We start from the raw sequence: 14,675 nt of genomic DNA, 5'->3' as shown, positions 1-14,675 counted from the left end.
CCTTATGCTGCCATAGGTGAAGCACTTTTTGGCTCTTTATCAAGCACTCTACCCACTGAAATTGATTTATAAATATTATAAACAAACATGAAAAATCCTACTAAGTATAACAAGCCACCCACAGCTCTAATCCAATAATAAGGAACAATAGCTTCAACAGTATCAATGAAAGTATAAAGTAAGTTACCATACTCATCAGTAGCTCTCCACATCATACCTTGAGTAATACCTGCTATCCACATAGAACTAAAGTACAATACTATACCTGTAGTTTGAATCCAAAATTGAGCTTCCATTAATGATTTGCTATATAGTTCTCTTTTAAACATTCTAGGCACCATGTGATAAAGTGCAGCCATAGTCATAAAGCCAACCCAACCTAAAGTACCATCATGAACATGTCCTGGAATCCAATCTGTAAAGTGTGCTAATGCATTAACTGATTTAATAGAAAGAATAGGACCTTCTAAAGTTGAGAACATATAGAAAGTTGAAGCTAAAATCATAAATTTAATCAACGGACTTTCTCTTAATTGACTCCACTCACCTTTCATAGTAAGCAAGATATTAATTGCTGAACCCCAAGAAGGTAAAATAAGTACAATTGAAAAAACTGAACCCATAGTTTGCATCCAATCAGGCACAGTAGAATAAATCAAGTGGTGTCCACCTGCCCATAGATAAACAAACATTAAGCCCCAAAACGCAAATAAAGATAACTTATATGAGAAAATTGGCTGACCACTTTCTTTTGGTAAGAAATAATAAATTTGAGCAATAATACCAACAGTAAATACAAATGCAACAGCATTGTGTCCATACCACCATTGAACTAACGCATCATTAGTTCCTGCATACATAGAAACACTATGCCACCAATCGCCCATTCCACTTACAAAATAAGTTGGAACTGCCATATTATTAAACAAATAAAGCATTGCTATACCTAAGAAGGTAGCTATATAATACCAAAGTGAAACGTATAAAGTTTTTTCACGGCGAATTCCAATAAGCCCAAAAATACTTACACCCCATAAAACCCAAACTAAAACTACCAATATATCAAGTGGCCATTCAAGCTCTGCGTATTCTTTTGAAGTACTAATACCTGCAAACAAAGTAATAACAGCTATAATCATAGTGATCATATAAAGCCAAAAATGTAGTTTGCCAACAAACATTAAAAAGCTTGATTCTGCCATACTAACTTTTAGTACACGCTGACCAATATAATACCAAGTAGCCCAAATTCCTGAGAGCATAAAACCAAAAATTACACCTGAAGTGTGCAATGGTCTAAGTCTTGAAAAAGTGCCATATTCACCAGCTAAATAGTTTAAATCCGGATAAGCCATTTGAAAGGCGATAAGCGTTCCAATAGCCATACCAATAACACCAAACAATAAGGTAGCAAACATAAAATATTTAGCAACCGTATAGTCATAGTTTAATGCATTTCCTGGGTGCATTTCCTCTCCTTAAGTTTTTTTCTGCAATATGCAATCACTATATTATATGATAATTATCATCTTTTTTAGCTTAAAATCACAATGATTAATCATCTATTAAGAATTATAAGTAAATAATAAATTTTATCGAGTTAAAGAAAAACCTATATAAGAAAAATACAAGCCATAAAAAAATATTAAAATATAAGAAATCAAACTAGCTGTTTTTTGAAATTTTTCACTCAGTGTTTTAGAAAAATAAGCAAAAAATACCAAAGCAGGCAGTGTTGAAAGTCCAAAAACAAGCATAATTAACGCTGATAAGTATACATTTTGTACACTCATTCCAAAAGCTATATAAAAATACACCAAGCCACAAGGTACAAAACCATTTAAAAAGCCTAAAAAAATAGTACTTTTTAAAGACTTATTTTGAATTAATCTTGAAATGTTTTTTTTAATGACACAGTCAAAAATTAAAGAGCTTTCAAAAAAAGCTAACAATTTTCCTTTAAAAATTAAAGCAAAAGCTAAAACCACCATAAAAATCCCGATAGTAAAAAGCATTATACCTTTTGCAAATTCGCTAAAAGAAAATAAATTTCCAAAAAATCCAAAAAATACGCCCAAACAAACATAGGCAAAAATTCTAGATAAATGATAAGAGAAAATCAAAAGAGAAAAAGGGAGTTTGATCTGCTTTGAAAGCTGAGTATAAGCTAAAACAAAACCTCCGCACATTCCATAACAATGTCCAAAGCTAGAAAGAAAAGCTATACTCGCTAAAGCAATAAAATCTAAATTCACAAAAGCTCTAAAAATTCTTTAAAGATGTATTTGCTCTCATGTGGTCCTGAGGAGCTTTCTGGGTGATGTTGTACTGAAATGATAGGATAATTTTTGTATTTTACACCCTCTACATTATCACCAAATAAATTTCTATGAGTAATTGTTGCAACCTCTGCTATTTCTTCAGGAACATTATAGTTGTGATTTTGCGCTGTGATTTCTACTGTATTATTTGTAAGATTAATTACTGGATGATTTGCTCCATGTTGACCAAATTTCATCTTATAAGTTTCATAACCAAATGCATTACTTAAAAGCTGGTGCCCTAAACAAATACCTAGCATAGGAATTTTTGCTTCTGCTAATTTTTTAATCTCTGTAATTTCATCTTTTAAAATTTTTGGCTCACCTGGTCCATTGGATAAAAATACCCCATGAATTGCACCTTTTTGGTATAAATCAATCAAATCTTTTGCCTTGGTATTATAAGGAAAAACCTCTACTTCAAGTCCTACACTCACAAGTTCATTTAAAATATTTTCTTTTACACCATAATCAATCACAGCTACTTTTTTACCATTTGCTTTTACATTCTCATAAGTTTTGTTGCTATGATTCCAAGCACCTTTATTATGCTTATAAGAGCTTTTAGTGCTAACTTGTGCTACATAATTTACCTCATCGATTTTAGCACTAGAAAGAAGCATTTTCTTAAGCTCTTCTTTGTCTTTAATTTCAGTAGATATTATAGCTCTTAAATTTCCTTGATCTCTAATCATTTTAACCAAAAATCTTGTATCAATTTCACAAAGTCCTATTTTGCCATGGTTTTTCAAATAAGCACTCAAAGAATCATTGGCTCTAAAATTAGAATAATCTTCATTTAATTCCCTTATGATCATACCGCTAGCAAAAACTTCTTTGCTTTCATTATCTTCATCATTAACGCCAACTATACCAATTTCTGGCATTGAGAAAACCACAAATTGGCCCGCATATGAAGGATCAGAAATAATCTCTTGATAGCCCGTTAAAGAAGTATTAAAAACAAGCTCACCAAAAAAAGTTCCACTTTCTCCAAAAGCCTTTGCACTTAAAAAAACATCATTTTCTATATAAATATATGCTTTCATAAAAGTCCCTTTTTTCTAAGCTCTTCTTGGTAAAGCTTTTCAAACACCAATTCATATTCTTCAGAACCTGGGATAAGCTTTCTTTTATAATTTGAAATTTTTTCATAAACCAAATCTTCTAAATTTTCATACTCTTTTAAATAAGACATAATACTTGAGAAAATGAGATTTTTCACACGATTTTCTGATACATTATAATTTATCAAATCCTCTTCTACTAAATTTTCTAAAATTTTATGAGAAAGGTTATTGTATCTATCTTCACTATCAAGCATAAATTTAAACTCATTTGCTAATTTTTTCTTAATCATCCAAAACATACTTTTTCTATCTATTTGCATAAACTCGATTTCATCTTCCTGGCTTTCTAAAAGCTCTTTTGCTTTTTCATCAAGCTTACGCTCGTTTAAAACATCTATTTCTATAATCTCTTTTGCTATTTTTAAAAGTTTTTGACTATCATCTTTAATTTTAACAAAAGAAGAATGCATTAAATCAAGTATTATTTTATTTGCTATATAAGGTATGTGAGCTGGTTTGATACGCATTTATTCACCTTTTTATTTTTATTGAAATAATACTAAAAAAAAGGTAAAAACTGCTTAAAACTTACTGCGAACTTGCATTTTGATCTAAATTTTTTAAAAGTAATGTTAAATCTGAAGCTTTCTTAGGTTCCATTTTTGCCATAATGGATGAAATTTTTCTAGGATCAAGCGAAAGTAGAATTTTTGAAGCTTCATCAGGTTCCATTTCACTTAATATACCTGCAACAGCCACATCTTTCATTTTTGCATAGATTTCTGTAATACGCCCCATAGTTTTATCATTAATCGCTTGGAGATTTTCTCTAGTTGCTTTCAATATACGTTCATTTTGTTCTTTTAAGCTTTTGATTTGTTCTAAACTTGCATTAATATCAGCTTCTTTTTGTACCAAAGCTTGCATTTTTTCTTTTTGTAAAGCTTCAAAAGATGCCCTATATGCTTCTAAACTTTGTCTTGCCTCATCATATTCTCTAATTTGTTCTTGCATTTGTTCTTTTCTTGCTTCAAAATATTGCTCACAATTTTGTTGCGCATTTACAAAATTTAAAAAAATTAATAAAAATATTATTTTTTTCATTATTTATCCTTATTAAAATGCCTTGTTATAGCAAGTTCGTCTATAAATTTTTCTTCTTCTTTTTGTAAGGCTTTTTGAATCTTTTTTAATTCTTCATTTTCTAAAACTTTGATTTTTTCAAATTCCAAATGAGCTTTTTTATATAAATGCTGATGATGCGCTAATTCTTTTTTGGTTAAATCCAATTTTTGTTTAACCCTTTGCTTGCCTTCTCTTGCAATTTCTTGCAATTTTAAAGACGATCTTAACAAAGCTATTGAACCCTTATCGGCTAAAGTTAAGCTTTCGCAAGTTTTTGAAGCTTCTTTAAGCTCTTCTTCACACTGCAAAAGCTTTTGTCTTGTTTTGGTTAAATTTGCTTCTGCTTTATCAAGCTGTTGTTTTCTAAGCTTAATCACAGAAGAATATTTGCTTTTCATAAAATGATAGTATCTTCTCTTTCAGGGCTTGTAGAGATATAACCTACTTTAACACCACTTAATTCTTCTAAACGTTTAATGTATTTTTTAGCATTTTCAGGTAACAAATCATAATCCCTAATCCCTGCAACTTTATCCCAACCTTCCATTACTTCATAAATAGGTTTAGCATTTTCTAAATCACAAGGCACATAGTCTATTTCTTGCCCCTTATACTCATAAGCTTTACAAATTTTAACACTTTCAAAACCATCCAACACATCAAGCTTCATCAATGATAAAGTATCTAAGCCATTTAATCTTGCAGTATATCTTACCGCAACCGCATCAAACCAACCACATCTTCTTTTTCTACCTGTACTTACACCGATTTCTTTACCAATAAGTCCTATTTTTTCACCATCTTCACCTAAATCTTCACTTGGAAAAGCTCCATTTCCCACTCTTGTTGTATAAGCTTTTACTATACCTATAACTTTTCCAATTTCTTTTGGATTTAATCCCAAACCACTTAAAGCCCCAGCTGAAATAGTCGTTGAACTAGTAACATAAGGATAAGTTCCATGATCAATATCAAGCATTGATCCTTGTGCACCTTCTAACAATACTTTTTTATCCTCATCCAAAGCTTTCCAAAGCATTCTCGTGGTATCTGTAATATATGGCGCTAGCACTTCTTTAAAGCGTTTTAAATCTTTTAAAATTTCATCATAACTAGGCATTGCAATACCTAAAACATCAAAATAAGTTTTTTTAAGTTCAAAATCTTTCATTAAATTTTCACAAAGTTTTTCAGGCTCTAGCAATTCCCCTACTCTATGTCCATTACGACTTATTTTATCTTCATAGCTTGGCCCTATGCCTTTGCCTGTTGTTCCTATAGCTTTATCGCCTTTAAGTCTTTCTCTTGCTTGATCAATCAAAGCATGGTGGTTTAAATTTAAATGAGCTCTATCACTTATAAATAATCTTCCTTCTAAATTTTCAAATTGAGCCATTTCGCTAATTAATACATCGGGATTAACTACAACTCCATTTCCTATAACATTAACACATTGCTTATTCAAAACACCTGATGGCATTAAATGTAAAGCATATCTTATACCATCAACCCATATAGTGTGACCTGCATTATGTCCGCCTGCACTCCTGCAAACATAATCATAATTTTCACATAGTTTATCAACTATCTTACCTTTACCCTCATCACCCCATTGGATACCAACGACAATATCTGCTTTACTCATGAAAACTCCATTTTGACTTAAATTTGGCGAGAAGGTGAGAGAATCGAACTCCCCAAAAAGTAGTCAACTACCCTTTCATCTGATTTGAAGTCAGTGGCCATCACCAGATAAGCTAACCTTCCAAAAAGATATTATATCTTAATATTTTTAATTAAAACAAAAACCAAATACGTAAAATTGAAACTATTTTTAATAATATTTTATTTTGTATAAATTTATTAGCTATAATACTAACTTTATTAGTGTCAAGTTTTGACAATCACAATTTTTGGATACGACAATGCATTCTTTCAAACAATCTTTTTTTATAAATTTTTGGGATAATTCCAAAGGCATGATTATACTTGGAATTTTAAGTGCTATTTATTTTGGAATTTTTGGTAGCGTTTGGGCAGTCACTGGCGAAATGACGCGCTGGGGCGGAGAGTTTTTAGAATTTTTTGGTATGGACTTAAGCTCTTATTCTTATTATCAAAAGCAAAATTTAAGTGGCAGTCCCTTAACAAGAATTGATGGTATTATGCTTATAGGTATGTTTATAGGGTGTTTAAGTGCTGCATTTTTAGCAAATAAATTCAAATGGCGCTTACCTGCTAGCAAAATTCGAATTTTTCAAGCTATTATAGGTGGAATTTTATCCGGTTTTGGTGCAAGACTTGCCTTTGGTTGCAATTTGGCAAATTTTTTTACAGGTTTACCTTATTTTTCTTTGCATACTTGGGTTTTTACCTTATTTATGATTTTAGGGATTTATTTAGCTGTTAAAGTTTGCAATCTAGCACCTTTTAAACCAAAAGCTAAATTACAACGTGTATGCAAAGAAAACCAATCATTAAAAACACAAAATAAAACTGCAAAGATATATTTTTATATAGGACTTGGTGTATTTATAATTTTTATAACTTATGTTATATTTATACTACAAAGACAACCTTTAAATATTAAAAATAAAGAAAGTATTCTTCCTTTAGCGTTAATATTTGGCTTTGTTTTTGGTTTTATCATATCTAGAGCTCAAATTTGCTTTACTTCTTGCTTTAGAGATTTATTTTTATTTGGTAGGGATAATGCCATAAAGGGTGCTTTAATAGGTATGATTATAGCTTGTTTAATAGCTTTTGCTTTTATCTTACAAGGGCACACTAGCAAAATAATAGAAATATCACCAAATATTGCTTTAGGTGCTTTTTTATTTGGCTTTGGGATAGTTTTTGCCGGAGGATGCGAGTGTGGCTGGATGTATCGAGCTTGTGAAGGACAAAGTCATTTTATTATAGTGGGTATTGCAAATATTATTGGCACTATGATATTAGCTTTAAGCTACGATCATTTTCCAAATTTCTTAACAGATGGAGTAAAGATTCATCTTTTAAATGAATTTGGTTATTTTAATGGTTTAGCAATCAATTTAATTTTATTTGTAATTTTATTTTTATTTATATTAAAGTTTAAAAAATCATTCTTTTTCAAACAAAATAAAAAAGGAAAAATATGATTATTCATTATAGTTTAAATTTAGAAGGTGAGGCTTGTCCATACCCTGCTATAGCTACTATTGATGCCTTAAAAGAACTAAAATCAGGTGAAGTTTTAGAAATTTTATGTGATTGCCCACAAAGCATTAATTCCATACCACAGGATGCTAAAAATCGTGGTTTTGAAATTCTAGAAATAAATCAAGATGGTCCAACGCTTAGATTTTTAATTCAAAAGCCTTAAAGGCTTTTGAATATATATTAAAGATGTTTTAACATTGTTTCATAAGCTGCTTTAGTTCCTGGGCGAACTTTAGTTACCAAGCTCACTAAAACAATCACAATAGATGCAGCTAAAAATCCTGGAATGATTTCATAAATAGGAAAATTAAGCCACTCAGCCAAGAAATTTTTATATGCTACAACTACAACTGCGCCCGTAATCATACCTGCAATAGCAGCATATCTAGTCATTTTTGACCAAAATAATGAAAAGAGCATTACAGAACCAAAACTTGCTCCAAACCCTGCCCAAGCATAAGCTACTATGCTTAATACGCTTGAGTTTTTATCAGTAGAAATAACAAAAGCTATCACAGCCACTGCTAAAACACCAAATCTACCTAAAGTCATTACCATTTTATTAGACGCTTCTTTATTGAAAATTCTTTTATAAAAATCTTCTGCTATAGTCGAACTTGAAACAAGCAATTGTGAACTTGCTGTACTCATAATAGCTGCCAAAATAGCGCTTAATAAAATACCTGCTATCCAAGGATTAAAAAGTAATTGTGACATTACGATAAAAATCTTTTCAGGATCTTGTAAACTAAGTTCAAATTTACTCACATAAGCTATACCTAAAACACCTATCAAACAAGCACCAATTAAAGATATAACCATCCAAGAAATTCCTACAAAAGTAGCAGTTGGGATATCTTTAGTTGAGCGTATAGACATAAAACGCACCAAAATATGCGGCTGACCAAAATATCCAAGCCCCCAAGAAAGCGCTGAAACTATGCCTAAAAAGCTTAATCCTTCTCCCATAGAAAAAGTATTTGGCTTAATTTCTTTGACTATATTAACAGCTTCACTAAAGCCACCCAAATGATAAATCATCACTATAGGCACGATAATCAAGGCACTCATCATTAATAAACCCTGAATCAAATCCGTCCAACAAACTGCCTTATATCCACCCAAAAATGTATAAGCAACTATAATCACAGTTCCTGTAGTTAAAGCATAATCATATTGAATTCCAAAAGTTGCTTCAAAAAGTTTTGCTCCACCTACAAGTCCTGAAGAAACATAAAAAGTAAAGAAAATTAAAATAACAATAGCACAAACCACTCTTAATATATGCTTATCATCATCAAATCTTGTTTCAAAATAATCTGGAATGGTAATAGAATTTGCAATCACGCTAGTGTAAATTCTAAGTCTTTTTGCTATAAAAGCCCAGTTTAAAAACGCTCCTATACTAAGACCTATTGCAATATAACTTTCAGCTAAACCACTTACATATAAAGCTCCTGGCAAACCCATTAAAAGCCAACCGCTCATATCAGAAGCTCCAGCACTAAGTGCTGAAACCACAGGTCCCATAGAACGACCACCTAAAAAATAGTCCTCTGAATTTTTATTTTGTTTATAAAAATAAAATCCGATAAAAAGCATTAATGCTGAATATGCGACAAACATTATCGCAATTTGAGTATTAATTTGAACAACCTCCATTTTATCTCCTTTTTATATTATTTTAAAGCACGAATGCCTAGATTTCCATAACGATGGAAGGATATACTTAAAGCTTTTTCATTGTGATATAAAAGCAACTCAAAACGTCCATTCATTAAAGGCTTAGCATTAGCGATGATTTTTGCGCAACTTGCTGCCTTTATGAAAATTTCATCATTAACATCTAATGGAGCAAAATAACGAATTCTTTCATAATCAGCTATTTTGCTAATGAAATTTTCCTTACTTTCTTTAAGGAATAAAGTTTTTGAACTAATTTTTTGATTAATCTTTTGCACAAGATCTATTTTTTCATGCTCATCATAACTTAAAATAAGATCAATATTTAGCACACTAGCTGCTAAAATAACTCCTAAAATATCTTTTAAGCTATCATCTTTATGCACTCTATAAGCGATATTTTTAACCTTTGTATAAGAGAAAAGATTATCCTCACCTCTTATATTGACATAATCTTTCGCACTTGCAAATTCATGTTTTGCATGATAAGCATAGCTTCTTGCCATAGCTTTAATGACTTCAAAATCAGCTTTATCTTTTTCATTTAAATCCAAGCTTAAAGCGTTTAAATTTGATACTAATTCATTGTCTAAAACATTTTGATCAGCTTGACTTTGCTCTATATCTAAAAATTGGGTAATGTAATTATAAATTCCAACTTTTCTACCAAAACCAATGGCTGATTTTTTAATACCACCAAAAGGCTGTCTAAGAACTATAGCTCCTGTTGTTGGTTTATTAATATAAATATTTCCTGCCTCTATGTGAGTGTGAAAATATTCCCATTCTCTCTCATCTAAACTTTCAAATCCTGCTGTAAGTCCATAACCTGTAGAATTTACTATATCAATAGCTTCTTTTAAATCTTTTGCTTTCATTACAGTTAAAATTGGTGCAAAAAGCTCATTCATATGCGTAAAATCACCTTTTTTAGTACCATATTTAATCCCTGGAGTTAAAAGATAAGGATTATCATCTATAAATTTAGGTTTTAAAGCCCAACTTTCATACGGAGCTAATTCATCTAAAGCTTTTTGTAATTTCACATCTGGTTTATCTGCTAAAGCTCCAAGTTTATTTTTAAACACAAATGGATTTCCAACCGCCATAGAACTAGCAGCATCTACCAAAGTCTTTTTGAAATCTTCATCATTATAAACTTCTTCTTCTAAAACCAGTAAAGAAGTAGCAGAGCATTTTTGACCTGAATTTGAAAAAGCTGAATGAATGATATTTTTAATCGCACTATCACGATCAGCAAATTTAGAAACAATGGTTGCATTTTTACCGCCTGTTTCGGCACTTAAAAGCAATGTTGGATTAGCTTTGAGCATTGCATAAGCAGTTTCTTCTCCACCAGTTAATACTGAAAATTTCACACTTTGATCAACAAGTAAATATTTTGATATATCACTACCTTTAGCAGGTAAGAAAATCAAAGCATCCTTAGGAATTCCTGCATCCCAAAAGCATTTACAAAGCATATAACCTGTTAACATCGATAAAGATGATGGTTTATATATCACTTTATTTCCTGCGGCCAAAGGCGCTGCTATGGTTCCTACTGAAATACCTACTGGGAAATTCCATGGCGCAATCACCACGCCTATGCCTTTTGCTTTAAAAGTCGTATTTGGATTTTGCTCTTTTAATTTTTCTAAAGAATGTGGGTAAAATTCTAAAAAGTCTATAGCCTCACTAACTTCAGGATCAATTTCTAAGAAAGTTTTTCCTACTTCTAAAGCTGCTATACCTATTAAATCTCCTCTACGCTCTCTAACAAGTTGAGCAGTTTTTGCTAAAATTTTATAAATTTCATCATGACTTAAATCACTAAAATTTGAGCTCTTAGCTACATCTAAAGCGTATTTGATCTCTGCTTGGCCTGCTAAGTGTGCTTTACCTATAGTGCGATTTTTGATTTTATCTTTAACTTCTACTACTTGTAAGTTTTCGTTTTTAATTTCTTCTTTTGCAACTGGATAGACATCATAATTTTCTAAATTTTCATACTTAGCTCTTATACCCTTAGCCCATTCTCTATTTGCTTTTAAGATAAAATCTGTGTCAGGTTCGTTTTTAAATTCTTTACTCTCATAAGAACTAATAGCCTTTGTTTCATTATTTCTATCTTGAGTTCTATGAGTAGAATTATCCAAACTAGCAACACCTTCTAAAGATTTTATAAATAATTCTTTTTGTATTTGCCAATTTTTATCATTAATTTTAAGATTGAAAAAATATCTCATGAAATTATCTTCACTAGTATTTTCATCAAGTCTTCTTACTAAGTATGCAATAGCATTGTTAAAATGTGCTTCATCACAAACTGGTGCATAAAGTATTAGATCATGCATTTTAGAAAGCTCATAAGAGCATTGCAAACTCATACCCTCAAGCATTTCAAAAGTAAAAGATGATAAAGCTCCAGCTTGTGAAATTCTAGTATAAGCATAAGCAATTTCAAATAAATTATGACTTGCAATACCTATATTAATATATTTATGATTATCTCCCTCTAAGACAAAATCAAGCATTTTTTTATAGTTACTATCGGTGTCAATTTTTTTATAAAAAGTAGGTAGAGCCCAACCTCTTTGTGAAGCTATAGTTTCTTCACTTTCCATATTCGCTCCTTTAACAAAACGAATTTTTATAGGCTTCATACCTTTTAAAACTCTTTCTTTAGAAAAGGCAAAAAGTTTTTTCAAATACTCATAAGAATCAGGCAAATAAGCTTGTAAAACAATACCTGCTTTAATATCGTATTTTGCAACACTTTCCATAAAAGCTTCAACGGTTAATTCTAAATCTCTAAATTCTTCCATGTCAAGATTGATAAATTTAGACACACCTTGCTTTTTTTCTTCCTCTAAAGCAAGAGCATATAATTTATCCAATCTTTTTACCACCTCATCTTTAGAGTATTCAAAATCAATGATATTGATTTGGGAAAAAATGGTAGTAATTTTAATAGAAATATAAGTAATATAGCTTGTTTTTAATGCTTCTTCGTATTTTTTCATCCTATAAGCACTCTCAGCTTCGCCCAAAACCTCTTCACCAATTAAATTTACATTTAAAGTAATTTTATCTTCATCTTTTCTTTTACGCATATGAGGCTCTAAAACACTAGGATTTGCATCTAAAACCATAGCTTTAGTATCTTCTCTTAAATGCTTAATGAAAAATGGCACACTAAGAGTTGGTGCAAATTTTCCAAAATTTAAAAATGAAAAAAGTAAAAATTTTTCAAAAGCACTAAAAAAATCAGCTATACCATATTTGTTTAAAGTATGTTCTATAAGCTCAAAACTCGCGCTTTTATCTTTACATCTAAAAGAGCGATCTAAAAGCTCAATTAACATTACTTTATTTTTAGGATTGTTTAAAAGTTTTTGCATTTTGGCATGAAATTCTTTTTCGCTTTGAGAGATATTACTTTCTATCTTTCTTTGTAATTCTTCAGCTAATTGCAAAGCTTTTTGTATCATTTTTTCCTCCACTTTAATAGTTAATATGTATTTATGATACAAAAATTGCAACGAAAATCAACATATATTTATTTGTAATTTATTTTTTTATGTAAAAAAGTAACAAATATAAACATATATTTTTGATTGTAAATAAAATATTAGCGCAATAATAAATAATTATGAGTATTTCTTACACATCTAGCAATAATCTTTGCTTCAATATTATGATCCTTTAAGATTTTTAAAGCCTCAATTGCTTCATTTTCACTCATACTAGCTAAAAGTCCACCTGAAGTTTGAGGATCAAAATACACTATATCCTCATCTTTTTCATTTAAATTTTCAACCCAAATTTTTAGACTATCTTTATTTTTATAAGCTCCGGCTGGGATAATCCCTATATTAGCCATTGACAAAACTCCATCCATTAAAGGAATTTCATTTTTATATACTTCTATCATAAGCTCTTTATTTAACATTTCTTTTAAATGTCCCAAAAGGCCAAAACCGGTAACATCGCTTAAAGCACTAAGACTTTTAAAGCTCTTTAAAATACGACTTGCATAAAGATTTAAAAAACTCATTTGTTCTACTGCTTTTAAAATCTTTGCTTTTTCTAGCAAACCAGCCTTGATAGCAGTACTAATAATACCACTACCTATAGGTTTAGTAAGTAAAATCACATCACCATCTTTTGCGCTATTATTAGCTATAAATTTCTTAGGATGAACTACACCTGTTACACTAAGACCAAAAATAAATTCATCATTTTCTATAGTATGCCCACCTACTAGCACAGCACCAGCTTCTTCAACCTTAACTCTAGCACCTTCTAACACTTCAAGTAAAATTTCATTATTAAAATGACAAGTATCAAAGCCTACAATATTTAAAGCATTAATCGTCTCAGCACCCATAGCAAATACATCACTTAAAGCATTTGCAGCAGCTATAGCGCCAAAATGATACGCGCTATCAACCACAGGTGTAATAAAATCAAGAGTTTGCACTAAAGCTAAATCTTCATTTAGCTTATAAACACTTGCATCTTCATTATTATCAATACCACTTAAAATGTTTTCATGCGGTTTTAAAATGCCAAGAATTTTGTCAAGACCCACCGAGTCTAATTTGGCAGCTCAACCCGCAGCTTTTACATATTGGGTTAGTTTTTGATCTTTATATATCATAAAGAGATAATCTTTGCCTTTCCAAAAAGTTCATTTAAAATTTCATAAGCATTACCTATTTTACCTATTTTAAGCTCTTTGCTTTTGCCAAAAAATTCCAAACACGCCCCGCAACTATAAATTTCAACTCCTAAATTTTCAAGTTCTTTCATGGCTTCAAATGCCATATGAGAGCAATCAGTATTCATCAAAACACTATCATTAACACAAAGGATTTTTGCAGGTTTATTAGGTAAATCTTTTAAAGTTTTTAAAAAACCTAGCATTAGATTTTTTCCAAGTTCTCCCTCGCCTACTCTATCACTTTTTAAAAATAATACATTGTATTCTTGTAAATTTTTTTCTTGATTATGAGCTATATTGCTATCTTTTACAATGCTAATAATACTCTCATCATCTAAATCTTTAACATTAAATTCCAAATTTAAAGATTTTAAAAATCTCATTACATTTTCTTTAGAAGCTTGAGAATTTAAAAGAATTTCTAAATTTTCATTTTCTTTTAACTCTTCTAAAGCTTTTTTTGTTTCTATCACAGGACGTGGACAAGCTAAATCTCTACAATCAACTTTCATCTTTTACCTTTTTTATTTAATGATATATTGTTAT

Annotated in this window: 13 protein-coding genes and 1 tRNA gene; 2 read left to right on the top strand and 12 right to left on the bottom strand. The window is 30.6% G+C overall.

The features are described 5' to 3' along the window. Window positions 1-2: 2 nt before the first annotated feature. The 8 genes from ccoN to L8U41_RS01085 all read right to left on the bottom strand — a co-directional run bounded on the left by ccoN (window position 3) and on the right by L8U41_RS01085 (window position 6,283). A complete protein-coding gene (gene ccoN, locus L8U41_RS01120; protein ID WP_263663810.1) occupies window positions 3-1,469 on the bottom strand; it encodes a cytochrome-c oxidase, cbb3-type subunit I in 1,467 nt (488 codons plus the stop codon). A 123-nt stretch (window positions 1,470-1,592) separates the two neighbouring features. Further along, window positions 1,593-2,255 carry a sulfite exporter TauE/SafE family protein gene (locus L8U41_RS01115; protein ID WP_263724602.1) on the bottom strand — a complete coding sequence of 221 codons (663 nt, stop codon included), beginning with the start codon at window positions 2,253-2,255 and terminating at the stop codon, window positions 1,593-1,595. Then, window positions 2,252-3,370, bottom strand: a complete 1,119-nt coding sequence (carA, locus tag L8U41_RS01110; RefSeq protein WP_263708606.1) for a glutamine-hydrolyzing carbamoyl-phosphate synthase small subunit — start codon at window positions 3,368-3,370, stop codon at window positions 2,252-2,254. Before carA ends, L8U41_RS01115 begins: the two co-directional genes overlap by 4 nt. Then, on the bottom strand, window positions 3,367-3,918 hold the full coding sequence (locus tag L8U41_RS01105) for a DUF507 family protein (protein ID WP_039617626.1): 552 nt from the start codon (window positions 3,916-3,918) through the stop codon (window positions 3,367-3,369). The genes carA and L8U41_RS01105 overlap by 4 nt, the downstream gene beginning before the upstream one ends. Window positions 3,919-3,979: 61 nt before the next feature. Continuing rightward, a complete protein-coding gene (locus L8U41_RS01100) occupies window positions 3,980-4,495 on the bottom strand; it encodes a MotE family protein (RefSeq protein WP_412174992.1) in 516 nt (171 codons plus the stop codon). After that, window positions 4,495-4,914: a flagellar FliJ family protein gene (locus L8U41_RS01095; RefSeq protein WP_263678553.1), complete on the bottom strand. Its 420-nt coding sequence runs from the start codon at window positions 4,912-4,914 to the stop codon at window positions 4,495-4,497. Before L8U41_RS01095 ends, L8U41_RS01100 begins: the two co-directional genes overlap by 1 nt. Then, on the bottom strand, window positions 4,911-6,161 hold the full coding sequence (locus L8U41_RS01090) for an adenylosuccinate synthase (RefSeq protein ID WP_263702511.1): 1,251 nt from the start codon (window positions 6,159-6,161) through the stop codon (window positions 4,911-4,913). The genes L8U41_RS01095 and L8U41_RS01090 overlap by 4 nt, the downstream gene beginning before the upstream one ends. Before the next feature lie 24 nt (window positions 6,162-6,185). Next, window positions 6,186-6,283 (bottom strand) — tRNA-Sec (locus L8U41_RS01085). Window positions 6,284-6,441: 158 nt separating this feature from the next. Between L8U41_RS01085 and yedE the strand changes: the two genes are divergently transcribed. Both yedE and yedF (L8U41_RS01075) read left to right on the top strand, forming a co-directional pair. Continuing rightward, on the top strand, window positions 6,442-7,656 hold the full coding sequence (yedE, locus tag L8U41_RS01080; RefSeq protein WP_263702513.1) for a selenium metabolism membrane protein YedE/FdhT: 1,215 nt from the start codon (window positions 6,442-6,444) through the stop codon (window positions 7,654-7,656). After that, a complete protein-coding gene (gene yedF, locus L8U41_RS01075) occupies window positions 7,653-7,880 on the top strand; it encodes a sulfurtransferase-like selenium metabolism protein YedF (RefSeq protein WP_012661107.1) in 228 nt (75 codons plus the stop codon). The genes yedE and yedF (L8U41_RS01075) overlap by 4 nt, the downstream gene beginning before the upstream one ends. Before the next feature lie 17 nt (window positions 7,881-7,897). Here the strand turns inward: yedF (L8U41_RS01075) and putP are convergent, their stop codons facing one another. The 4 genes from putP to yedF (L8U41_RS01055) form a co-directional block, all read right to left on the bottom strand. Then, window positions 7,898-9,379: a sodium/proline symporter PutP gene (gene putP, locus L8U41_RS01070; protein WP_263678549.1), complete on the bottom strand. Its 1,482-nt coding sequence runs from the start codon at window positions 9,377-9,379 to the stop codon at window positions 7,898-7,900. A 17-nt stretch (window positions 9,380-9,396) separates the two neighbouring features. Next, window positions 9,397-12,894 carry a bifunctional proline dehydrogenase/L-glutamate gamma-semialdehyde dehydrogenase gene (locus L8U41_RS01065; protein WP_263727587.1) on the bottom strand — a complete coding sequence of 1,166 codons (3,498 nt, stop codon included), beginning with the start codon at window positions 12,892-12,894 and terminating at the stop codon, window positions 9,397-9,399. 140 nt (window positions 12,895-13,034) lie between these two features. Continuing rightward, entirely contained in the window at window positions 13,035-14,066 is a 1,032-nt protein-coding gene (selD, locus tag L8U41_RS01060; RefSeq protein WP_263727586.1) for a selenide, water dikinase SelD, read from the bottom strand. Further along, the gene (yedF, locus tag L8U41_RS01055; RefSeq protein WP_263727585.1) at window positions 14,063-14,641 is read right to left on the bottom strand and encodes a sulfurtransferase-like selenium metabolism protein YedF; all 579 of its coding nucleotides are present in this window, start codon (window positions 14,639-14,641) and stop codon (window positions 14,063-14,065) included. The genes selD and yedF (L8U41_RS01055) overlap by 4 nt, the downstream gene beginning before the upstream one ends. Window positions 14,642-14,675: the final 34 nt, after the last annotated feature.

This window comes from Campylobacter sp. RKI_CA19_01116 (genome assembly GCF_025771405.1).
In the GTDB taxonomy this organism is placed as follows: Bacteria; Campylobacterota; Campylobacteria; order Campylobacterales; family Campylobacteraceae; genus Campylobacter_D.
Note: the sequence above shows the minus strand (reverse complement) of the source record. Positions and strands in the feature narration are given on the sequence as shown.

Coding starts and splice junctions, on each gene's coding strand:
- carA (WP_263708606.1), bottom strand. CDS start 3,370: ATGAAAGCATATATTTATATAGAAAATGATGTTTTTTTAAGTGCAAAG.
- L8U41_RS01105 (WP_039617626.1), bottom strand. CDS start 3,918: ATGCGTATCAAACCAGCTCACATACCTTATATAGCAAATAAAATAATA.
- L8U41_RS01090 (WP_263702511.1), bottom strand. CDS start 6,161: ATGAGTAAAGCAGATATTGTCGTTGGTATCCAATGGGGTGATGAGGGT.
- yedF (WP_263727585.1), bottom strand. CDS start 14,641: ATGAAAGTTGATTGTAGAGATTTAGCTTGTCCACGTCCTGTGATAGAA.
- yedE (WP_263702513.1), top strand. CDS start 6,442: ATGCATTCTTTCAAACAATCTTTTTTTATAAATTTTTGGGATAATTCC.
- L8U41_RS01095 (WP_263678553.1), bottom strand. CDS start 4,914: ATGAAAAGCAAATATTCTTCTGTGATTAAGCTTAGAAAACAACAGCTT.
- putP (WP_263678549.1), bottom strand. CDS start 9,379: ATGGAGGTTGTTCAAATTAATACTCAAATTGCGATAATGTTTGTCGCA.
- ccoN (WP_263663810.1), bottom strand. CDS start 1,469: ATGCACCCAGGAAATGCATTAAACTATGACTATACGGTTGCTAAATAT.
- yedF (WP_012661107.1), top strand. CDS start 7,653: ATGATTATTCATTATAGTTTAAATTTAGAAGGTGAGGCTTGTCCATAC.
- L8U41_RS01100 (WP_412174992.1), bottom strand. CDS start 4,495: ATGAAAAAAATAATATTTTTATTAATTTTTTTAAATTTTGTAAATGCG.
- L8U41_RS01065 (WP_263727587.1), bottom strand. CDS start 12,894: ATGATACAAAAAGCTTTGCAATTAGCTGAAGAATTACAAAGAAAGATA.